The sequence below is a fragment of the Arsenophonus sp. aPb genome (genome assembly GCF_029873475.1).
Lineage (GTDB): Bacteria > Pseudomonadota > Gammaproteobacteria > Enterobacterales > Enterobacteriaceae > Arsenophonus.
In genome coordinates this window covers 1442609-1465466 of the sequence record NZ_CP123499.1, presented here as the reverse complement: position 1 = coordinate 1465466, position 22858 = coordinate 1442609, and the positions used below count along the sequence as shown (strand labels likewise).

Below are 22858 nucleotides of genomic sequence, written 5' to 3'. Positions count from 1 at the left end.
AACCTAAAGGAAGAATGAGTTTAGGTTGCGAGACTTTCGCAACCCTAAAAACGTTCAATAAATTAGTGTCTGGCTAATCACCCGACAAGACGAAAATCGTCCACGCTAAAGAGTCTTTTAAGCTTACTCTAATACTATAAATTTAACAATATTCTGACCGGCTATGAGAAACTATATTTCACAGTATTAATTAGTTTCATAAAAATATGAATTAATCAAAACAAATAACAAAAAATTATTCATTAATAACATCTATATTTTTTCTATTAAATACAATTTAATAATATTTTTTAAAATATCAGAAAATTCTACACAAGAAATTTATTATTTGAATAGCTAAAAAAACTACTAATATGAATATAAATATTTCACAATTATCCTCCAGATCAACAGAGTGTTAGCTAATTTAACGCTCTCTTACTTGTACATAAGTTATAAAGCATTGTGATAAACCAATTCTAGATTTTTGAGTCAGGTAACCTTTTCAGATTTACTTTAAAAATTTGTTAAGGTGTTTTATGTACTTTCATAGTATCATTTAATATACTGTCGACCAGTCAATCAAGGACGAGGTATTATCATGATCACCATTGATTACTGGTTAATAAACATGAGCTTCTCCCAACGGGTTGTTACCTTGCGCAAACAACGTGGATTGACCCAACAAGGACTGTCGGATGCCACAGGTATTCATGACCAACAGATAAAACGCTACGAGTCTGGTAGTTCTTTACCTACGGCCGATGCCCTCAAAAAGCTAGCTGTCGTCTTACATGTCACCTCGGATTTTTTATTGTTTGAGCCAGAAGAGCGTGAACCTAAGGAAGATATGAAACTGCGCTTTGAAGCGCTGTCCGCCATGTCAGCAACTGACCAAGCGGTCGTAAAAGCGGTGATTGATGCCATCATAGTAAAAAGCCAAGTCACGCGGGCTGTAACGGAAGTTAGTAAAAACACCAGACATGACAATAAAAGGACGAATAACAAATCAACGCAGTGATAACAGGTTACCGCCTGTCATCACTGCTAACCACGCAACTAACGGAGATAGTCACGATGGCTACATGCAATTGTAAAGTAAAACCACTGACGGTGACAGTGGCAGCCGCAAAATCAAGAAGATATACAGTTGGTTATTTACCAAACAAACGAAAACCCAACCCCAGCCCACAAATGATCATCAGTGGCAAGTGGCTAAGCGAACTGGGGTTTCATATCGGCAGTCACTTCACCATCAACCGCCAAGCAGGTGAGTTGGTCATCCAGCTAGTTGAAAATAATTGAGAGTTAAAGGATGAACCCAGCGCTAGACTGGGCTCTTCTAACTATTGTCGTTGTCTTAGTGGCATTTTGGCGAATGTATTCAACAATAACCTAGCACTCTATTTCATTCTGCACGAATAGTTTCCACTATTGCTTCTAAGGCTGATAGTTACATTTTATCTACCATGCGGAATTTTTGGCTTTTTAATCTGCACAAAAATGACATGATACAAACAACCTTATTTTATTTATTGCCCCAATCAAAGCCTTGTACAGAAATGAGTACAATTAGTTCCCTTAGCGACAGGCAGGGTGCCAAAGGTGTAACCTCTTTCCCACAGCGCCTCACAGATTTTTTGCCATACCACGCGATAAACACGATCCGTTGGATGGGCTTTATCTGAAGTAGACACTTTAGTTTTATTACCCATAATAATATCGTAATTACAACTATCAATAAATTGGTTACTGGTGCCGGCGGCTTGCACCCCTTTTAATAAATGTAACTGTTCATATAAATTAGTCATCGATTCTGGTTTCAGTAACGACGCCATATCGACATACATATCATCATTACGTTCGGTTATCTCTCTTAATGTGTGGTTAAATAACATCGCACCACTTTCAAAGTTATTAATTTGTTGCCTGACGTTATCAAAAATACGCTTAGCTTTATCTTCGTTGGCTGACGTTTGATATTTCGCCTTGGCAGAATTAACCATCTCCTGATAACGCGCAGCCGATAGTGGAAGTCCCATATTTATATAGATAAAGTGTGCATTACTTGCACTTGCACCTACGATACTAGCCAGCTCTTTTCTACGTTTATCAGCAATTTTAATTGCTACTTCGCTCATCCTGGTGGCAGGCAAACCAGCCGTATAAAGGTCGTTAGCGCCAAACCAAACAATAAAAAGAAAATTTTCATCTGTTATCCCTAATGATGAAAAATCTTTCCTAAACGCATTGACCTCATTTTTCATGGTAGTGAGTGAGCATTTGTGAGCAATAGCGTGCGGTATCCCCCCTGTAGCACCACCAACGGCGTAATTGGCATAACGAAACCACAAGTCAGAACTTTGTCCCCAGCCGGAATCTGGCGAAAATGATTGATGCTTGCTAGTTAATTTTTTTGAGATGCTAGCATTAGCCATCACCAGTGATTCTCCACCAGTTGCCGCCTCAAACATATGATCTGTCCAGTTACGGCAATCACTGTAACGCCCTGTCGGATTGACCGTCATGGCACCGAATGCGCTCGCTAGCTTACCAATAATGGAACTGGCCATCAGACCTGTGTCAGATAAACTGTCTCCGAAGACAATAACATTACGAAATCGTGTGGACTGCATTCCTTTTCCCTCACTTGTATTTTAGCGTCATTAAATGGGGTCGTAGATTAAATAAAATATTAGTCATAAAGGGTAATAACGACCGAACAATAACTGTTTTACTAATTTATTTGTCATTTCTTACCTTTCTTACCGTTAGTTTTATACATCCAACTGGCAAAAATTGAGTGACTTTATTGAATAAATAGAACTATTACGAAAAAACGCGTTAACCATTGCCGAACTTTTACACTTTAGTTAACTAACCCTTGTTTTAGTTAAATAAGGGTTTACAGGCAGGCAATATGCAACAGTAGTTTACAATGCTAGTTGCAATATCAACAATTGGCCAAACGGTTACTAAAGCGATAATTAAAACCAGGCTGATGGAGAGTTAAGTCAGGCAAACTTTAGTGAAAATTAGGCAAAAAAGCGGGAAATAGGGATAAAAAAGATAAGTAACGAAGCGATGCAGTGATGACAGTCGGCTACCTGCCATCACTGCTAACCACGCAACTAATCAGAGTAGTCACAATGGCCAAAAGCAATTATAAAGTAAAATTTCAGACGACGAAAGAACCGACTGTAAAATCAAGACGTTGTGCAGTCGGTTTTTGACCCAACCGATAAAAGCCCCGCTCCAACCCAAAGGCGGCTATCAGCGGTAACTACTTGAATCTGTTTGTATTTTAATGTGCTATCATTTCACCATCAGCTACCAAATCGGACAACGCATTTTAGCTGTTAAGACAGAAAAATCATTCATCAATTATCTGTACACCTTTACGAATAAAATCCATTGGAATATATCTATCAAGTCCTATATGTTTACAATATTCAATAAGCTGAAAGATACTATGAACATCGGCTTTTTTATAAATTAGCTTCAAATGCCCTTCTACAGTTTGATGTGAAATCCCTAACCGTTTCGCTATTTCTTTCGCTGTTAGGCGCTGTTGTGCCCAAAAGATCACTTCTAATTCCCGTTTACTAAAAATATCATTTTGTGCATCAAATTCAATTTTCTGTATACTGAATCGGTTCATATAATGCAATAACGCGGCATTATCAAGCTCAATGCCATAACAAACAACGCCAACTACATTATTGTTATCGTCATACAGTGGTGTCTTTTCACAATAATTTGCAATTATATTTGCTGATGAGCTTGAATTATATTTATGAATTTCTATTGCAGCGATTTTTTTATTTTTTTCAATTACTTTTCGATCATGCGCTATAAATTCCGGCCAAAGTTCTTGGCATCGTTCAATCGGTATATCTTTATCAGATTTGCCTTCAAAATCTATTTTATTAAAACCATAATAATCAATTCCTTTTTTATTCATAAATATATAGTCTGAATTTATATCTTTAACACACCAATTCCCTAAGCTTTTTTCCATAAAAGATAGAATGTTTTTTTCGGAAAAAATATTCATATTAAATCTCCTGTTATCTTAATATCCATACAAAATCATATAGTTAAATATATTTAAGTATAGTAATATATTCATTCCATCTTATTTAAAGGAATTAAATATGACTGAGAATGATTATGCTTCTAATAGAGTTCCGATGCAATCTAGGATTGGGATAATTAAGGTCACTTTAGTTAGAATCGGATATTTAACATCGCTAAGTCAATTTATGCTTGGAGCAACATTAGGTCATTCTATGACATTCATGGATGCTATATTAGCGACTTTTTTTGGCAGTTTGATTTTAGAATTTGTTAGTTTAGGATTGGGATTAGCTGGAATGAAGGAAGGTTTATCAACTTCAATTTTGGCGAAATGGTGTGGATTTGGAAAAATTGGTTCGGCAATAATAGGATTAGCTATTGCTACTAGCTTATTAGGTTGGTTTGGTATACAAAATTCTGTTTTGGCGGAAGGAATACAATATACTTTTGATTACAAGATAAACTTCACATTAACTTCGGCTTTATCCGGTTTGTGTCTTACTTTTTTAGTTGCTTTTGGTTTTCGTGCTTTAAGCTTTACCGCTTTAATCTCCGTTCCATTATTTTTTATCGTAATTGGTTATATTTTTTTTATTCTTACAAAAGATTTTAATATTATTGATGTTTTTAATAAAATACCAAACGGAAATAGACTAACTATTAGCGAGGGAGCGACAATAGTTGCAGGCGGTTGCATAGCAGGCGCTTTAACGACACCAGATATTAGTCGTTATTGTAGAAATACTAAAGATGTCATTTTAATGAGCACAGTATCAATAATAGTAGGACCATTTATTGTAAGTGGAATAGCAATATTAATTGCCCATGCGTTAAATACGGCTGATGTAGTAAAAATAATGACAACCAGTGCCGGCGTAATAGGTCTATTAACGGTTATATTATCTGCTATTAAAGTCAATGATGTTAATCTCTATTCTTCATCTTTAGGCATCGCTAATACCATCGAAATTTTTACCGGTAAAAAATTTAAATATTTTCAGTTAACATTAATTGTCGGCTGTATCGGTACCCTTTTGTCGATGCTGGGTATTCTAACTCACTTTACTAATTTTCTTTCTTTACTAGGAACTATTTTTCCACCCATTGCGGGTGTGATGCTAGTTGATTATTATATTTTGCAAACCAGCCGGCAAGTATTAAATGCAAGCAGAGAAAATTGCGTGTTACCGAATGAATTATCTACACCATTTATTGGTTGGTCAGCGATTATTGCATGCATTCTAGGCGCTGTTGTCGGCATAGAAGTTAAGATGGGGATACCGTCATTAAACTCTATTTTAACGGCCAGCATAGTTTATTTTTTGTTAATGAAAACTAAGATTTTTATTTTTGAAAATAAAAACTAGCTATTGAAATCTGTCTCTTGATTAGGTGACATTGACAAGAGACAGAACGAATAACTATTTATCAACATTATTCTGCTAGCCTAATTAGTCGAGTGTTTTTTCAGCACTGAGATCAGCAAAAATAGTAGCCCATTTCAATCAATCCGCTAAATCGACACCGCCGTTTAATTCTTCCCATACTCCTATTGCATCGAATGGTGTGCCATTTTGAACTAGTGCGGTTGCTTTATCGAAGGTATTGAATTTTGTGGAACTGGTTTAGTAATAGTCCAAACGCTTGTTGGAACCCATTCATATTGTTTTGATATAGGATTAAATACCTTATCAAATGGAACCTTAATAACGTTACCAGCAGTATAGTTAGGGCTTAAGTTATTATTATTCTGCGAAACAAAATTTTTATTTTTTAACAGTTGGTATTATATGGTAAAAGAACCAAATTATTAGGCTAGCTGCAATAGCACCATATACCCCTCCTTTTAGCCCTAACCACAATATATCTAATTTAAAAACTCCCTCAGATAAGTATGAGAGTCCTTCAAAAAACAGGAAAGCAACTAACACTATAAAATTTAAAGATAGAGCAATTAATAAGAAAATTTTTAACAATACAAAGAGGCTTTTTATCATTTCTGAGCCTCTTTATCTTTTTCTAAAAATTTTGGTACCAGCTCTGATACAACTGATCCCCCCATATTTCCCATGTTAGAAGGAAGAGAGTGCTGAGGTGCTGGCTTAGTTATAGTCCAAACGCCTGTTGGAACCCATTCATATTGTTTCGATACAGGATTTAATTTCTTATTCATCGGTACCTTAATAATATTACCAGTTGCATATCCACCAGATGCACCAGCTTTACTTAATAATGCAGAAATAAACGGATCATCACCTTTAATTTCAGCAGTGTAATAACCTCCTGCCGCATTCCAGGTTACTGTTGGATTGTATCCTTTTCCTGTTGTAATCGAGCCAATAACGCCGGCACCAATAACATCAGACAGTTTAACTTCTCCGGTTATACCATATTGGATCCCTGCATTAGCCGCACTAGATACTCCTACTGCAATTAATTGTTCTTTACCTTTTGTGACACTATTGGTAACTATCGCTTTTGCTCCCATCACGGCGACAGGCCAAGAACTCGGATCCATTATCACTACCAGCGTTCTATCACCTTCCGTGATATTTTCTTGCAAAAATTTCAGATCTATTCCATTAAGATAATTCACTAAAGCGGCTGCATCTGGATCTTTTAATCTTTCGCCAAATCGAATTTGCAATGGATGCGCATTTTTGGCTTCATTGGTATACGCGGTAATCAGTTCTTCCCAAGTCACACAAGATACGCCACCGCCAGTACAAGCTTCTATCAGTGCTTGGCTATTCTTATTACTAATATCAATGTACTCTTGAATAACTGAACGACAATCCCCACCCGTTGCTTTACAAGCGGCTAAGTCTTTCTCTAATTGCTGAGATTCCTTAGCCGTCAGATAATTATTCTGTACCGCGATAACACCGGCATCCGCGCCACTATAGGCGCCTTCGGCGGTGCCCGAGGCCAGGGCGATAAACCACCAAGTCAATTAGATTAGTTAAGAGCATGTAGGATTTTTAGACATTTTTGTAATAAAAAAGCCATAAAATACTCCCTATAAAAGGTCCTAGCCATAATAATTTTAAACATACAATAAAATCTTCTATCGAATAGGGAAAATCACTACTGCCATACCAAGATAACCATGCTCCAAATAATTGTGCCAGCGTTACCAAAAAAAGATCATAAATGTCATTGAAATACACATGTACACAAGATTGAGCAATGAAATAATATTATTTTTTTCATTGTTCTTTTCTCGGCATATTTTTTAATTTATCTTGAACTACTTCTGACATAACAGAATCACCAATATTACCTGCTATCGATGGTATTGAATTTTGTGGGGCTGGCTTAGTTATAGTCCAAACGCCTGTTGGAACCCATTCATATTGTTTCGATACAGGATTTAATTTCTTATTCATCGGTACCTTAATAATATTACCAGTTGCATATCCACCAGATGCACCAGCTTTACTTAATAATGCAGAAATAAACGGATCATCACCTTTAATTTCAGCAGTGTAATAACCTCCTGCCGCATTCCAGGTTACTGTTGGATTGTATCCTTTTCCTGCTGTAATCGAGCCAATAACGCCGGCGCCAATAACATCTGACAGTTTTACTTCCCCAGTTATACCATATTGGATCCCTGCATTAGCCGCACTTGATACTCCTACTGCAATTAATTGTTCTTTACCTCTTGTAACACTATTGGTAACTATCGCTTTTGCTCCCATCACGGCGACAGGCCAAGAGCTCGGATCCATTATCACTACCAGCGTTCTATCACCTTCCGTGATATTTTCTTTGCAAAAATTTCAGATCTGTTCCATTAAGATAATTCACTAAAGCGGCTGCATCTGGATCTTTTAATCTTTCGCCAAATCGAATTTGCAATGGATGCGCATTTTTGGCTTCATTGGTATACGCGGTAATCAGTTCTTCCCAAGTCACACAAGATACGCCACCGCCAGTACAAGCTTCTATCAGTGCTTGGCTATTCTTATTACTAATATCAATGTACTCTTGAATAACTGAACGACAATCCCCACCCGTTGCTTTACAAGCGGCTAAGTCTTTCTCTAATTGCTGAGATTCCTTAGCCGTCAGATAATTATTCTGTACCGCGATAACACCGGCATCCGCGCCACTATAGGCGCCTTCGGCGGTGCCTGAAGCCAGGGCGCCGGCCAGGCCGCCTATCACTCGGCTAGTGTCGAGAATTTTTTGCTGTCGATTGGAACTATCAACATAGTAATTATCACCCAATCCAATTGCTGCCAATTCTGCGGCAAAGGCGCCAGCTGCCGCTGCTACTTTATCACTATCGGCTATCTCTGCACTCAAAGCCGCCATGGCGCCATGACTAAGTAGTTTGCCCGGGTTGCCAAGTACCTGACCATTTTTAGCGATTAAATGCGCCCCTTCGGCATGTAATTGACGACTGGTCTGGCTGACTAACGCGGCGGCCAGTTTATCTTTAAAACTGCCACCATTCAGTGCCGTGTCCACACTTGACGTAATCAGTGATTGCGCCGCCACCCGTTGAACAGTATGTTGCCATTCACCATCACTGAATCTTGGAAAGGTTGGGTTATAGGGTTGGGCGCTGTGCGCAACGCTATCACCGTGACTGAATACTGTCGTATCTAAACCGGCCAGTGACCCTTCGATGGCCATCGAGGCAATAATCGATTTGACCGATTGGTTGCTGCCAAGCTCTTTGAGGGTCGCTGAAATATTCCCCTGATTATTCGCCAGTGAAACGGCCGCTTTAGCGGCAATCGCTCTTACACCGGCTGAGACTGCCCCCTGCATCACAATCGCACTCGTGCCGCTCAAGCCGGCCGCCGAGGCCGCGCTTATTCCTGCCGGTATCGCCAAGGCCGAGGCGGCCGCACCGGTCGCAATTGCTATCACCGCTGCGCTGACCGGGTGCAGTTGTTGTTGCGTGATATCCCAGCTTTTATACTCATTTTCAACTTTATGCCAATTAACGTCCGGCTTGTCTTGCAGTACTTTCAACCATTGAGACTCAGGCGAGTCACCTAAACTGGCGATAACCTGTTTTAGCGTTTGTTTTTTTTGGCCGTTAACATCTGCTTCGATCCCTTGTGCGGCATTTACTGTTAGGTCACCACCATATTGAATCGTCGGTAACTGCCACACTGCTGAATACGACCCTTTATCACGCCGAGTAATGAAGATATCTTGTGAGTTACTAATGGTTTGATTCAAGGTTTGGTTCTGCACCGCCTTAAATAGAACACGGCCATGGGTACTCGTTAATGTCGCGTTGCGTTGGGTATTAATTTTTGTCGCTTCATAGATACTGTCATTATAACTTAACAAACTGATATCATTACCGGCATGAAATTCAGTCACTCTGTTTTTTACTGCATGATAGGTACGATGCTCACTATTTTTAGTTAAACACAATGTCCAACGATTACAACTTTTACGTTTTTCTTCATAGTGTTCAGTCTCTTCCATCGCCTGAGCGTAGAGATAGCCTCCTTGCGCAGCAATATCCATTGTTCGCTGTGCCTTAAGCTTAGCAGCCTGAAAAAGCAGATGGCCACCCGCGTGGATGTTAAGCGCGCCACCGCTTTCAATTTCAATCCCTTGTTGATAGGTTTTATCAATTAATTTGCCATGCTGCCAACCGTGATCGCGATTTTTTAGCGCTTTCAATTCTGTATTGCCGGCCGATACCATCGTAATATCGCCAGTTGCATGCAGTTGAGCGCCTTTGATAAGCAAGTGTTGTTTACTGAATAAATCTAAACGACCACCACTGTGTAGTTGCGTAGTTAGGTGACGAAGTTTTTCATGATAGCCATCGGATTCGATTTCTGCTCGATAAGGTACGTAATCAATGACAAACTCATTGCCGGCGGTCAGTGCCATTGCCCCAGCACTTTTAATATTGGCGGCTTGTAAAAAAAGATTTTCACCGGCCACCATATATAATGCGCCACCCGAGTGTACCACTGGCGTGAAACTTTGTGGTTGATAAGTCTGTTGAAGCTCTTTTTGGGCGATTAAATCGGTTGTCAGGATCTTGACAGAGAGATCAATGTTACGTCCAGCAAAGAGATGGGTGGCTTGCTTAGAGGATAATTCGGCGGCCTGCAAGTTAAGATCGCCACCTGCATTAAGCAGTAAAGTCCCTCCAGAGGTCAAATAAGATTTAAATGCTTGGGTTGTGGGTGATTTTATATTACTAATTAAATCAAAAGGCAATTTAAGCTGTGGGGAATAAAACGATGCCGCTAAGGTATCCAAATTGGTAAAACGACGTTTTAATAGCAGATAAAAATTGTCTTGTAGCTTAAATGGCGCGGGTGCTAACTGAATATCGTTACCAGCGAAGACTTCTATCCCTTGCTCAGCCTGTAAGTCTACGCCATTAAAAACAATATCTTTACCGGCATTAAGTAAAATATGGCGCGCTTTTTGCCATTTAGGTTGATATTGCTCACTCGTTTCTAAGTCGCTTTGATGATGATATTCTTTATCATGGAAATCATAGATTGATTTTAAGTTCAGTTCTAATCGATCATAATGCAGCGGTTTGTTAAACAACGCTTTTTCCGGGCGATTGAAATAAATACTGCCTTTAGTGGTAATATTGATTATTGGCACATTTAACGCCACTTTGTTATCAATTTGTATATCCTGGCCGGCAATCATATCCAACCGGTTTTTCGCCGCCAGCAATTTATATTTTGGCGCTATATCAAAGTAAGGAAATAAGTCTTCATCTGGAAACAAATCATACTGCCAAAAATCATCGTCATCGTAGCGGTGATATTCAGCTGCCTGATAGCTGATAGCCCCATTTTTACTCAGTAGCAGCACATTATGGCCTGCTAAGCCGGTATCCGTTAGTGCAATGTCATTCTTAGCGATCAGGTTAAGTTCGTTGTTAGCGCTAAGCTCGCTATTATTGAGTACAATATTTTCACTGCTAATAGACAGGTTATTTTGTGCCTGGGCTGATAATGAGCCAGTGAGCTGTTTACTATTTAGGGTAATATTTTTGCCGACTAAAAGTTGTTTATCATCGAACTTTTCATGTAATTCAGCCACGGAATTAAGCGGCTGTGGATAGATCTTATTGAATTGTATGTTATCCGCAGTGATAACCAGGTTGTTGGTCGCTGAAAATCTGGCCGCTAAAAAATCGTGATCCCGCCAAAGGCCTATTTCTGGCTGGTTAACGGGTATTAAGTGAGTTGCGCTGTCATAAACGAATGATTCATAAGGTGCTTTTTCTGCTATGTCTGCCGGTATAAATGACAGATATTGACCATAATCGACAAAATAACGAATGCGAGCATCATTATAATCACTTTTTTCATAAGCATGATGCGCTGGTATATAACCGAATATTTGATGTAAAGATCCTTGCAGTAAAATATAGTTAGCCGATTGATCTAACGCATTGTGCATCGCTACCCAGACGGATTTTTCACCCAGTTTCTGGCTAATGGCAGTGATATTCTTACTGTGCAGATAACTATCATTGCGGGACTTAATAATCGATTTATCATTAACTAATTGATCACTTTTAATATAGAGATTGTTACCGGCAGAAATGCGCCCAACGACTAGCGGGGAAGCTAATCTGTAAGTCGTTTTCTCCAATTGCACAAATTGCGTAAACAGCGGATCAATTTCACCAAACCAGCGCTGTTTGCCATTAATCTGATAATTGGGTTTTAGTTTTTTGCTGAGAACAACACCGTGGCCATACGCTCTGACAACATACTCTTTAACTTTATTACTGTCCGGTGTTATCAATTGTTGCGTGATGTTAGGGTTATTAGTTTGATTAATTATATGCTTGGCTCTCAGGAACAGATCACCGGTTTGGGTTGAGATAGTGGCCGCGCTATTTTCAATCCTTTCACTAAGCTCACCTCGGGCATTTTTTTGCAGCCAAAGATTGTTATAGGCTTCAATTTTAGCGCTTTCACCTTGATTACGGATGATATTACTAAATAGATGCATATTTTGTTGAGCGGTTACTTTACCTTGATTAATTAGGCTATCGCTTTCAACTAAGAGATCTTGCTGTGATAAAATTTTACTGGTTGCAGGAATTATAACCGCTGGCGCTTTGGCGGTTAAATGGCCTTTAGTGGTAATATGACCTAGCGTCAGTTTACCTTTTGCAGAAACAAATAAATCTCTTTCACTGGTTTTAATATTGTCCAGCTTCACCTCACTGCCTGGCTCGGTAGCAATTATTTTAACTTGATTAGCATAGATGCCACCCGGTGCGGTAATGTTAACGGCGAATTGTGGTTTTAGGCTCGGGTTAGGTATTTGGGAAATCTTTCCAGTCTGATAATCAATCGCATTAGTGCCTTGCAGTAAGCTAATAGTTTTGCTGTGAATACTGGCATTGATCGTAGTAGTCTGGCTGATCATCTCAGTATAATTTTGACTACCACTATAGAGCCCTTTATTACGGAACGTAATATCCCCTTTTTTCACCCTTAAATGGCTAAATTCGCCTCGTTGATTCAGTGTCGGCTGGCCAGTCGTTAAGGTTAATCCACCCATATTGCTGAAATGACAGCCATCACAGCTGATGCCATTAGGATTGGCAATGATCACATCCGCTGGCTTGCCTGCGATTTCCAATTTGCCATTAAGTTGTGAAGAAGATGAACCAGTTACTTCATTAATGATCAAGTTTGCCGCCCGCTCAGCCAACTGTTCATTTTTAGCCAGTTGACCAGCCAATTCACTATTAGCGGATTGGATCGCGTTGTTTAAAACCGCACCTTGTGGCGGTATATTGAATTGCTGATAGTGATTATGAGAAATACCCGCCTGATTTGGCGCTGCTATATTGATGATAGGAATTTGATTTTTAACCGTTAGTTGAGTTTTGTCATTCGCCGGTTGGATAGTGGAACTGAAAACCGGCAACAGAGGATAACTGGCAATGAGATAAACTATTTTTGTGCTATAACTAATATTTTTATTTTTCATAGCATTACCTATATTCTATATTTGAATAAATATGAGGATGAAAGCTATCGTCTCCAAAATAGAAAGGAAAAATTTAATAGGCAATATATAATAATCAATAAGTTAATTAGTTATTATTATAATGATCAATGTTTTTATTTGTAATTCAATATGTTAAATTTAAGTGATACGATTTTATTTTTATTCCTAAAATTAAATACAATTTTTATAATTTTATATTTAATAAATAAAAGCTAGTGATTAAATTACCACTATCATTGATAGAATTATTGATGTTAATTAAATTCAGTTAACGACTCACGATGATAAAAGTCTAAGCAATACGCTGATGTTTACTGCTATTCACCACCCCATAAAGCAAAAAACCTACTTTACTATTCACTGATAATGCAGCTATAACATAGTCTATATAAAATAAATTAAAGAGTTTCTGTTTACTAGGCAAAAACAAATAGCGCCCAGATTGTCTGGGCGCTATGCCAATAAACAACCTATTTAAAGCTCATAGGCTAATAAGGCCTTATGGCAGAGCTCAGAGCGGACACAATCGCCAATGGTAAATGTCACGACAGAAACCAAATCGTCACAATTAAAACGTCGTAACGCATCTTCCAGACCAGAAATGATCCCTAACGGTAAATCACATTGGGAAACATCACCATTGACAACTACAGTTACATTTTCTCCTAAGCGGGTTAAAAACATTTTCATCTGATTGGCAGTCACATTCTGCGCTTCATCCAGGATCACAAAGGCGTTTTCAAAGGTTCGGCCACGCATGTAAGCAAAAGGCGCGATTTCTACTTTACCAATCTCAGGCCGTAAGCAGTACTGGAGAAAAGAGTGACCCAATCTTTTGGCTAAAATATCATATACCGGCCGAAAGAAAGGCGCGAATTTCTCTGCCATATCACCCGGTAAGAAACCCAAATCCTCCTCTGCTTGCAGAACCGGACGAGTTACGATAATTTTATTGATTTCTTTATTGATGAGGGCATCAGCAGCCATTGCAGAACTAATAAACGTTTTACCACATCCTGCTTCACCATTTGCCAAAATCAATTTTTGCCACTTAATCGCTTCAATATATTTTCTTTGTGCATCACTGCGAGGAATAATGGGAGAACGATCACGAGTTTCACATGCCATACCAATGGTTTCAATACCTGTAAAATCAGCAAAAGATGCCACATTGTTGATCTCTTTTAAACGAGACGAACGGCTTTCTTTTCTTAAAGATCTTCTTAATTCTCGGCGTGCTCTTGTTGCAGCTTTCTGTCTACTCATAGTGTTACCTTTCGATAGTCTATATTTCGATGGTAATAATATTTGAATATCTACACAAAAAAGCTATCTAAAACAGAGAATTGACTCCAATTTTATGATTTGCATGAAAAAACCGGTTACAAATTTCTCCATCTTGCATGTTATGGAAAACTTATAACCGGTTAACGTCTGAAGCGTATATTTTAAACATTTTATCATCTATATCCCCTATGTTGAACAGCATCAAACACAGAACTACGACTATAAAACATCTTCAAGAACTTAATATTATCTTATATCCATTGATTGACTATAAAAATATTTTAACATCTGTGATACAAAAAATATTGTCGATTATTGCTTGCCTGTCAACTTTATTACGCAAACAATCACCTTCAGTCACTTGATAATTTATTAATAGCCGAGTTAATAAGACCAGCATGATAATATGCTATTTATTTGATAATAAATGTTTTTTTATTGTCGCTGGCAATTTTTTGCTAATCGATAACCCGCAGCAATCGCTGCTTGCTCATTTTCAAAAACAACACTATTTTTTGCTGATAAAACCTTATATCCCTGACAATGAGAAAAATGGTATATTTGGCTAATTTGGTTGCCTTTAATCATTGTTGTCAGATAATTGTTTGCCATATCAGAAATATTACGCTTTGTTTTGCTTACTTTGTTGTCTATTTCAGCGGTTATTGCAGATAAACCCGCTGCCTGATTTTTATGTCCTAATTGCCAGGTTAATTCAGCGGTTACAAACGGGTTATAGTGGCCGGTAATTTTACTAATGCGCTCATTTTGCAACTTTTCCCACTCACTAACCGGAAATTGTCGATCCCAGGCGATTAATAGCTGTTGTTGTTGCTTTGACATATTGAGATTATATCGGTCATACATATAAAACATAACCCGGGCAACCTGGCCTTTTACTTCATTCCTGGGCTCAAAAATACGATTTTTAAAGTCCACCCGGCTTTGACATTGACCATAAGAAGTCAAAAATGTGGTTGGCAATTGACCATAATTAAAGTTACTTCTATCACCATTGACTTCACCAATTGAAGGTGCAATGTTATACAGATCGGCTTCCATGGCGCGAAAAACCGGATCTGTAATTACACAATTCTTTCGCCCACCATTTTGCCAACATTGACGCTGATGACCAAATACCCATGCCGGCACAATATGTTCCCACTCTATTCGCTGAGCTCGGTTTATCTGTTTCCTAACTTGGTAACCACAGCTAGTTAAATCTACCCTACCTCCACTTTTTCCCATCCATTGCCATTGGCATCCGCAATAAAGCGTTCCTTGATTTCCGGCAGCTTGATCAAAGTAAATTTCATTACGGGCAATTTTTTTTGCTTCGTCAAAACTAGTGGGAGTCGCTGATAAATTAAATGGCGTATAAAAAACTACTATCACGGTAATTATTACCGTTAAAAAAGGGCTTAATTTCAAAATTAACATCCTGGTTAAAACTAATATATAAATCGATCATTTTAGTCATATAATTTTTTCATTATTATCGCAACCGCATGAAAAAATTTAATTTTATTTTCTTATTTTATATGATGAATTTCTATAAAAAAAATATCTTTTTTTGTATAAAAATATAATTAACGCTTTAAAATACATTAAATAAAAATTTAATTTTTATTTAGAAAAAATGAATACATTAATAAAACTCTTAAAAGAAGAATTAATTGATGTGACTAAAACATGCTCAAGAAAATGATGTTCAAGTCGTTATTACTCAATTTTTAGCAGATGAATTTGATATTACCTTAAATTCAATACAAAACTAAACTCGTGGACGTTTACGATATAACCATAATCCAGGAATAGATAAACCAACTGATAACGCGCCGACAATAAATAAAGTTTTAATAAAATGTGTTACTAATGTCTCAAGTAACTCAGCATTATAACCCAAATGAGCAATTTTTACTAACGATATCATCGCGATATATGCACTTATCCCTGGGAACATCGGAATAATTGCCGCAACAGTAAATACTTTTGGATGTGCCAGCCACCAACGTGACCATTGAATACCAATGATGCCAATTAAAATTGCAGCACAAAAACTTGCCCATTCAATACTAAAGCCCATCTCCATCAGTATCATACGAAAACCATAACCTACGGCGCCAAGCAAAGCACAATATTTTAATGCCCGTACGGGTACATTAAAAACCATGGCAAAACCAGCTGCTGGTATTGCAGCTAATAACATTTTTTCAATTAAGGTCAATAAAAATATTATGCCCAATTTCTTAATCCCCAAACAGCCATCGCCATGGTTATACCAATACAGGTTGCTAAAGTGAGTAAACTTGCCATTGCCCAACGTGCTAATCCAGTATTAATATGACCTTTAAACATATCTGCTACAGAATTAATTAATGGAAATCCAGGAACTAACAGTAAAACGCTGGCTGCCATAGAAACCGTTGATGCATTGGAAAAATAAGGAATCTTTAATACAAAACCAGATACTGTGGTGGCCACAAAGGCGGTAATACAAAAATTAATCAATGGATTCATATATTGGGCTGTAAGAATTTGTCGAATGTACATTGCACAGCCACTGGCAATAAAAGTGACTAAGCAACCATCCCAGCCTCCCCCGTTGAGCCTACAAAAGCAGCCACAAGATAATCCAATCATAAGAACCAGTAACCAACGAGGATAACGTAGTGGTTTTATCTCAGCCAGACGCTGTTGAACCTTATCGCTATCTAACAATTTATATTCAGCCAATATCACCGTGTGCTGAACCTTAGTCACCACGTGCATATTTATGCCATGATCAATATTTTTACGGGTAGACGTCATACAACGACCGTCAATTACGGTTGTTAATACAATTGCATTAGAAGAAATTGCGCTATCAACTTGATCCGCGCCTAAAGCAATGCCTAATCGGGTTGATAATTGCTCCACTAACATACTTTCAGCACCATGTTGAAAAAGGAGCTGAGCACATTGAATACATAGGCGCGTAATTTTTCTCTGCCTTTCAGTTTCAGTATGATAATTAGATTCAACATATTCCATTTTGTGGCCTATACCTACAGAATTTTATTAATAGTAATCATAGCGGATCAAGTTGTTGACCATATCAGACAACATAACTAGGAACGCTCTATTTAGATCAAAATTAGCATTACTTTTTTGTAAATAATCTAATTTACTACGACTAATCATTGCTGCGATACCTTGCATTCAATATGATTAAAATAAAAAATCAGCCACTAATTTAACCCAAAATAGCCAAATTAACTAAATTTTTGCATTATAATAATATTAACTAGCGAACTATCAATATCGAAATCAGGGCATTAGAAACAATAGCCGAAGCATTAGAACCTAGCAAATGGGTGGCAATATTGGGGCGGCGAGAGCCAACTACTATCAAATTAGCGCCTATTTTTTCTGCTTCTGATAGAACTTTATCTCTAGGTGACCCCATCTCCACAGAATAAGAAATTTTCTCTTTAGGATAATCAATATGCTTAACTATTTTTTCTAATTGTTTTGCTGAACTTTCGATTGTTTTTTTTGCAAAATTTGCTAATAAATCATAATGATAACTATAACTCATTGAATAACGAGACATATCAGGGGCAACATGCAAGAAATGTAATTTAGCATCAGATAATTTAGCAATATAAAGTGCATGTTTAAGTGCCTTTTTTATTAGTTCTTTTTCTGAGATATCAATTGGAACGAGAATTATTTTATACATATTTACTCCTTGACACGGTAAGCACTAAATCTTAATTTCCATTTTCATTAATTTAAAATACCGTACTAAAGCAATAAAATTGATTAAACTAGTCGTTAAAATAATAAATGATTAAACTTTTAGTTTTGATTATTAATCCTTATCTCACTACTAATACAGACGTTTTTGCATAACGTACAACACCCGCCGCTGTCGAGCCTAACAGATGAGTTGTTATATTGGGACTTCTTGAACCAAGAATAATGATATCAGCGTTAATTTCCTCTGCTCGACTAACAATTTCATCACGCGGCGAGCCAAAAGCAATGGTATAACCCAGGCGATCCGCGGGTAAATCGATTGGTTCAAGTAGATTTTGCATATCATCTTCTGCTTTTAGTGTGGCACGATCTTTTATTTCCATATATCCCAACGCATAAGCATTTATAATCGCCGATGAAATAGGTAATACATGGATAAAATTTAGTTTAGCTCCTGAAACTTTAGCAAACTGTACTGCCTGTCGTATAGCTTTACTGGTTAATTCTTCTTGAGCAATATCAACAGCCACTAAAATAACTTTATACATACACACCTCCATCTAAAAGTTTTTAATCCAACTTTTTAAGTATAAGATAAAAGTGATAAAATAATTGTGAATATATTTACGTGGATAAATTAAATATTTTACTAAACAGTAATAACTGCCGCACTTATCAACAACCTTGTTTTTATTACCATTCTTCGCCATTTAATTCTGTAATACAATAGCAATAAAGAGATATTATAAAGACTAAAATCAAATAGTTAATATTATATTAAATAGATTATTTAAATTAAAAAACTGGTATAAAGTCTTATATTGAATTCCACAACTGTGTAAAATACGCCAAAGTAATTATTGCTTTATTTTTTAATTCATTGAGGCATAAAAATGACAAATGATTGTTCGAGTACTCCTGATACAGAAACCATTGCTACTGAAATTGGTTGCTTGAAAACTTTTATAACCTATATATTAAAAGCACTAAATCAAGCTGATGCGGGAAGAGCTATACTCAATATAGAAAAAGAAATGCTTACCATGCAAGATCCTAAACAAGCAGAAGTTTTTAAACGAATAATCGAACAAATCAAAACTGCCTATCGAAGTTAATAAGAAAATCCCACCTGTTTAGGTGGGATTAGTTATTGTTTTATTGATTCAGATAAGTGCCCATACGTAAAGCTTCAATGCGTTTATCAAGAGGAGGGTGTGATAAAAACAACTCACTAAATGATTTAGAACGGCCATTAATACAAAAAGCCATCATACTACCAGCTTCCTGAGGTTCATAACTTGTTTTTAGACGCTGTAGCGCAGCAATCATTTTTTCTTTACCTACTAAATGAGCCGAACCAGCATCTGCACGGAATTCACGATAGCGTGAGAACCACATAGTAATAATACTTGCCAAAATACCAAATACAATTTCTAACACCATTGATACAGCAAAGTAAATCATTGGGTTACCCTGGTTACTTTCACTGTCATTATTGTTGTTTGACAAAAATCCAGACGCCAGCTGAGCGATGATACGTGAAATAAAAATGACAAAAGTATTTACGACTCCTTGTAATAAAGTCATTGTTACCATATCACCATTAGCAATATGACTGATCTCATGAGCGATAACCGCTTCGGCTTCATGGCGATCCATACTCTCTAGCAAACCGGTACTAACAGCAACCAAAGACGCATCACGACGGGCCCCGGTAGCAAAAGCGTTAATATCAGGTGCCTGATAAATAGCAACTTCTGGCATTTTAATACCAGCTTGATCAGCTTGACGCTTGACGGTATTTAACAACCAATGTTCTGTTTCTGTTGTCGGACTTTCAATCACCTGCCCTCCAACAGAACGTAATGCCATCCATTTTGACATTAATAATGAGATAAATGAGCCACCAAAACCAAAAAGACCAGCCATAATCATTAGCCCCGGAACACTTTGTCCCTGGATACCAGTCAAACTTAAAATAATCCCAAATACAAACATAACTGCCAAGTTTGTAAGTAAAAACAAGGCGATTCGCATCATAAAAATTGCTTTCCTTTATTAATTAATGACGATTAACATTAAATTAGTAATATAAATAATGTTTTTTAACTATTTTTCAAGCCCTTTGTTGTGCAGATATGGAAAAAACCACGCAACTTTACATTTTTACAAAAAAACCAGCATAAGCTTGCATTTTTATTTATCTTAATAACGACTTGTTAATATAACTTATTGTTTTTAATAAAACCATTATAGTTAAAAACTATACAAAATAACTGTAAGCGGGTCAATTATGGCTTCATTTTTTGCTTAATGAGTTAAAATTATTTGTTTAGTTATGCTCCAAATAAGTTACAGCTCAGCAAAATAATATAATATTCATATTTTATAAAGGAGTTGTAAAATTATTAATAAATAATTGATAACACGCTAAAAAACATTAAATATTGTTATACAAATAGATTAGATTTAATATGTGAATATAAATAGATAATTCAAATAGCGATAAATTATATAAGCTATAACATATTATTAAATAGCCCTATTTAAGCTATCTCGAAGATAATATAGTCATCACTTAAATAAAAGGCATCTATCTCAATAAGTTAAATTATAAAATAAATAACCTGGAATGGAGGTAAAAATTTTCAATAAAGATTAATAAACTCTATATACAAAAAACCAGCAACAGCCGGTTTTTTGTATAACGTGAATTTTAATTATTATTTAGCCTGATGATGCACTGCCAAATCTGCAAGATCAACTGCAATTCTCACTGTTTCATCAAGGTATGGATCTGGCAATTCATAATTTTTAGGTAAATCATCTATCGTTTTTAATGGTGCTTTGCCTTGTCGAGCAAAGCGTTCATTGATGCGATGTAATTTAATCGTGTCAACTTCTTTATTTTCCTTTTCACGCTTAACATAATTAAGCGAAATAATATTTTTATTGGCTTTCATAGCATGATAGCGGGCAATATCTTCCTCAATATATTTAAACTCAGGATTTTTCGCTATACGTTCCTTATAATTAGCAATTAAATTAGCAACATATTGGCTAATATTACCAATAACACTATAGCTAGCTGGCGCAATACTATCCCAAGGTAAGGCATTATCTTCAAAACTCTCACCTGTCTCAACCGGATCTATACCTGTTGGCATAATAATATCCGGTGTTACGCCTTTGCGCTGGGTACTTCCGCCATTAATACGATAAAACTTCTGAATAGTATATTGGACAGAGCCTAAAGCAGGCCAATCTGGGCGTAACATGTGATCATAAACACGACTCAAGGGATGGTATTGCTGAACGGTTCCTTTACCAAAGGATGGTTCACCAACAATTAATGCTCGACCATAATCTTGCATCGCCGCAGCAAAAATTTCTGATGCTGAAGCACTAAAGCGATCAATTAATACTGTAAGTGGGCCTTTGTAATAAACAACATCATCATCATCCACATCCTGACGAATTTTACCGTTGTTATCACGCACCTGAACAATTGGACCACTTGGAATAAATAAACCCGATAATGATACTGCTTCGGTTAAAGCACCACCACCATTGCCTCGTAAATCAATGACAAGTGCAACGACATGACTTTTAGCCATTTTTTGTAACTGTGTTTTAACATCATTGGTTAACCCAACGTAAAAACCGGGAATATCAAGTACACCAACTTTTTCCTTGCCAACATTTTTAATCGTCAGTTTCACCGCTCTATCTTCCAGTCGAATATGCTCACGGATTAATGTCACGGTATGGGGCTTGGCGCCTTTTGAATCTGAAATAACTTCAAGACGTACCTTACTGCCTTTAGGTCCTTTGATTAGCGCAACAACATCATCTAGTCGCCAGCCAACAACATCTGTCATCGACTTACCCATTTGGCCTACACCAATAATCTTATCGCCAACCTTTAATAATTTACTTTTTGCTGCCGGGCCACCTGCCACCATTGAGTTAATAATAATATAATCTTCATCTTGCCGAAGTACTGCGCCTATCCCTTCCAATGATAAGCTCATTTCTGAATTGAACTGTTCCGTATTGCGGGGAGATAGATAGTTAGTATGCGGATCTATTTCTCGTGCAAAAGCATTCATAATCAACTGAAAAACATCTTCACTTTGGGTTTGTGCTAGACGTTTTAGTGCAAAATTATAGCGTTTGGTCAATATTAGCTTAATTTCTTTGTCATTTTTGCCTGACAGCTTCAGATTCAACCAATCAAACTTAACTTTTGCGTCCCACAGCTTATTTAGCTCCTCAACGTTTTTAGGCCAAGGCGCTTTACTTCTATCAACTTCAATAACGTCATTATTAGCAAAATCTAGCGGCATATTAAGCCGTGATAAAGCGTATTGAAAACGTTCATAGCGCCGTTGTTGTGCTAAATTAAATATTGCATATAGCTCATTGAGATGACCAGTTTTAAGTTGTTGTCCTACTTTACTTTTTTCACTAGCAAATTTATCAATATCCGATTGTAAAAAAACATTGTGGCTATAATCCAACAGATTTAAATAGCGATCAAAAATCTTGCTAGAAAAATTTTCATCCAAATCAAATTGACGATAGTGAGAACGGGTAAAGCGTGAAACAACTCTTTCGCTAATAATGGCATGCTGGCGTTCCTGTTGAAGCTGAGGAAGCTTCTGAGCTGTTAATAGTGTTGGAGGCGCTACAGTATCTGCGAATGAAGTAGCCATTGTAGTTATACCAAACACAAAAGCCAGTTTAATATAATTATTCATGCCGT

General features: G+C 37.1%; 18 protein-coding genes. 4 read left to right on the top strand and 14 right to left on the bottom strand.

From position 1 onward, the window contains the following. Positions 1-580 precede the first annotated feature (580 nt). Both QE177_RS06495 and QE177_RS06490 read left to right on the top strand, forming a co-directional pair. Positions 581-1000 (top strand): helix-turn-helix transcriptional regulator, encoded by a 420-nt coding sequence (locus tag QE177_RS06495; protein ID WP_280552065.1) that lies wholly within the window; start codon positions 581-583, stop codon positions 998-1000. Between the two features lie 56 nt (positions 1001-1056). Next, complete coding sequence (locus tag QE177_RS06490) at positions 1057-1284, top strand: SymE family type I addiction module toxin (protein WP_280552064.1); 228 nt, start codon at positions 1057-1059, stop codon at positions 1282-1284. Between the two features lie 239 nt (positions 1285-1523). Here QE177_RS06490 and QE177_RS06485 read toward each other — a convergent pair whose 3' ends face one another. Continuing rightward, positions 1524-2615 carry an SGNH/GDSL hydrolase family protein gene (locus QE177_RS06485; protein ID WP_280552063.1) on the bottom strand — a complete coding sequence of 364 codons (1092 nt, stop codon included), beginning with the start codon at positions 2613-2615 and terminating at the stop codon, positions 1524-1526. A 737-nt stretch (positions 2616-3352) separates the two neighbouring features. Beyond that, a complete protein-coding gene (locus QE177_RS06480; protein ID WP_280552062.1) occupies positions 3353-4036 on the bottom strand; it encodes a PAS and helix-turn-helix domain-containing protein in 684 nt (227 codons plus the stop codon). A gap of 100 nt (positions 4037-4136) precedes the next feature. Here QE177_RS06480 and QE177_RS06475 point away from each other — a divergent pair, with 100 nt between their 5' ends. Continuing rightward, on the top strand, positions 4137-5426 hold the full coding sequence (locus tag QE177_RS06475) for a cytosine permease (protein WP_280552061.1): 1290 nt from the start codon (positions 4137-4139) through the stop codon (positions 5424-5426). Positions 5427-5825: 399 nt separating this feature from the next. Here the strand turns inward: QE177_RS06475 and QE177_RS06470 are convergent, their stop codons facing one another. The 10 genes from QE177_RS06470 to QE177_RS06425 all read right to left on the bottom strand — a co-directional run bounded on the left by QE177_RS06470 (position 5826) and on the right by QE177_RS06425 (position 18638). After that, the gene (locus QE177_RS06470; protein WP_280552060.1) at positions 5826-6056 is read right to left on the bottom strand and encodes a hypothetical protein; all 231 of its coding nucleotides are present in this window, start codon (positions 6054-6056) and stop codon (positions 5826-5828) included. Continuing rightward, a complete protein-coding gene (locus QE177_RS06465; RefSeq protein WP_280552059.1) occupies positions 6053-7012 on the bottom strand; it encodes a hypothetical protein in 960 nt (319 codons plus the stop codon). The genes QE177_RS06470 and QE177_RS06465 overlap by 4 nt, the downstream gene beginning before the upstream one ends. A gap of 256 nt (positions 7013-7268) precedes the next feature. Further along, a complete protein-coding gene (locus tag QE177_RS06460; protein ID WP_280552058.1) occupies positions 7269-7793 on the bottom strand; it encodes a hypothetical protein in 525 nt (174 codons plus the stop codon). 19 nt (positions 7794-7812) lie between these two features. Further along, positions 7813-13038 carry a DUF637 domain-containing protein gene (locus tag QE177_RS06455; RefSeq protein ID WP_280552057.1) on the bottom strand — a complete coding sequence of 1742 codons (5226 nt, stop codon included), beginning with the start codon at positions 13036-13038 and terminating at the stop codon, positions 7813-7815. 495 nt (positions 13039-13533) lie between these two features. Beyond that, positions 13534-14325, bottom strand: coding sequence for a phosphate starvation-inducible protein PhoH (phoH, locus tag QE177_RS06450; RefSeq protein ID WP_280552056.1), 792 nt, complete (start codon positions 14323-14325; stop codon positions 13534-13536). Between the two features lie 456 nt (positions 14326-14781). After that, the gene (locus QE177_RS06445; RefSeq protein ID WP_280552055.1) at positions 14782-15786 is read right to left on the bottom strand and encodes an endonuclease; all 1005 of its coding nucleotides are present in this window, start codon (positions 15784-15786) and stop codon (positions 14782-14784) included. Positions 15787-16120: 334 nt separating this feature from the next. Next, positions 16121-16591 carry a threonine/serine exporter gene (locus QE177_RS06440; protein ID WP_280552054.1) on the bottom strand — a complete coding sequence of 157 codons (471 nt, stop codon included), beginning with the start codon at positions 16589-16591 and terminating at the stop codon, positions 16121-16123. Beyond that, a complete protein-coding gene (locus QE177_RS06435) occupies positions 16582-17379 on the bottom strand; it encodes a threonine/serine exporter ThrE family protein (protein ID WP_280552053.1) in 798 nt (265 codons plus the stop codon). Before QE177_RS06435 ends, QE177_RS06440 begins: the two co-directional genes overlap by 10 nt. Positions 17380-17632: 253 nt before the next feature. Beyond that, positions 17633-18070: a universal stress protein gene (locus QE177_RS06430; protein WP_280552052.1), complete on the bottom strand. Its 438-nt coding sequence runs from the start codon at positions 18068-18070 to the stop codon at positions 17633-17635. Between the two features lie 139 nt (positions 18071-18209). After that, entirely contained in the window at positions 18210-18638 is a 429-nt protein-coding gene (locus QE177_RS06425) for a universal stress protein (RefSeq protein WP_026821621.1), read from the bottom strand. A gap of 345 nt (positions 18639-18983) precedes the next feature. On the opposite strand from QE177_RS06425, the gene QE177_RS06420 reads away from it, so the two are divergent. After that, a complete protein-coding gene (locus QE177_RS06420) occupies positions 18984-19205 on the top strand; it encodes a DUF2594 family protein (RefSeq protein ID WP_280552051.1) in 222 nt (73 codons plus the stop codon). A 40-nt stretch (positions 19206-19245) separates the two neighbouring features. On the opposite strand, the gene htpX is transcribed toward QE177_RS06420, so the two are convergent. Together htpX and prc are read right to left on the bottom strand one after the other, a co-directional pair. Beyond that, positions 19246-20130: a protease HtpX gene (htpX, locus tag QE177_RS06415; RefSeq protein ID WP_280552050.1), complete on the bottom strand. Its 885-nt coding sequence runs from the start codon at positions 20128-20130 to the stop codon at positions 19246-19248. A 683-nt stretch (positions 20131-20813) separates the two neighbouring features. Further along, on the bottom strand, positions 20814-22853 hold the full coding sequence (gene prc / locus QE177_RS06410; RefSeq protein WP_280552049.1) for a carboxy terminal-processing peptidase: 2040 nt from the start codon (positions 22851-22853) through the stop codon (positions 20814-20816). Positions 22854-22858 lie beyond the last annotated feature (5 nt).

Coding starts and splice junctions, on each gene's coding strand:
- QE177_RS06495 (WP_280552065.1), top strand. CDS start 581: ATGATCACCATTGATTACTGGTTAATAAACATGAGCTTCTCCCAACGG.
- QE177_RS06490 (WP_280552064.1), top strand. CDS start 1,057: ATGGCTACATGCAATTGTAAAGTAAAACCACTGACGGTGACAGTGGCA.
- QE177_RS06485 (WP_280552063.1), bottom strand. CDS start 2,615: ATGCAGTCCACACGATTTCGTAATGTTATTGTCTTCGGAGACAGTTTA.
- QE177_RS06480 (WP_280552062.1), bottom strand. CDS start 4,036: ATGAATATTTTTTCCGAAAAAAACATTCTATCTTTTATGGAAAAAAGC.
- QE177_RS06475 (WP_280552061.1), top strand. CDS start 4,137: ATGACTGAGAATGATTATGCTTCTAATAGAGTTCCGATGCAATCTAGG.
- QE177_RS06470 (WP_280552060.1), bottom strand. CDS start 6,056: ATGATAAAAAGCCTCTTTGTATTGTTAAAAATTTTCTTATTAATTGCT.
- QE177_RS06460 (WP_280552058.1), bottom strand. CDS start 7,793: ATGGATCCGAGCTCTTGGCCTGTCGCCGTGATGGGAGCAAAAGCGATA.
- QE177_RS06455 (WP_280552057.1), bottom strand. CDS start 13,038: ATGAAAAATAAAAATATTAGTTATAGCACAAAAATAGTTTATCTCATT.
- phoH (WP_280552056.1), bottom strand. CDS start 14,325: ATGAGTAGACAGAAAGCTGCAACAAGAGCACGCCGAGAATTAAGAAGA.
- QE177_RS06445 (WP_280552055.1), bottom strand. CDS start 15,786: ATGTTAATTTTGAAATTAAGCCCTTTTTTAACGGTAATAATTACCGTG.
- QE177_RS06435 (WP_280552053.1), bottom strand. CDS start 17,379: ATGGAATATGTTGAATCTAATTATCATACTGAAACTGAAAGGCAGAGA.
- QE177_RS06430 (WP_280552052.1), bottom strand. CDS start 18,070: ATGTATAAAATAATTCTCGTTCCAATTGATATCTCAGAAAAAGAACTA.
- QE177_RS06425 (WP_026821621.1), bottom strand. CDS start 18,638: ATGTATAAAGTTATTTTAGTGGCTGTTGATATTGCTCAAGAAGAATTA.
- QE177_RS06420 (WP_280552051.1), top strand. CDS start 18,984: ATGACAAATGATTGTTCGAGTACTCCTGATACAGAAACCATTGCTACT.
- htpX (WP_280552050.1), bottom strand. CDS start 20,130: ATGATGCGAATCGCCTTGTTTTTACTTACAAACTTGGCAGTTATGTTT.
- prc (WP_280552049.1), bottom strand. CDS start 22,853: ATGAATAATTATATTAAACTGGCTTTTGTGTTTGGTATAACTACAATG.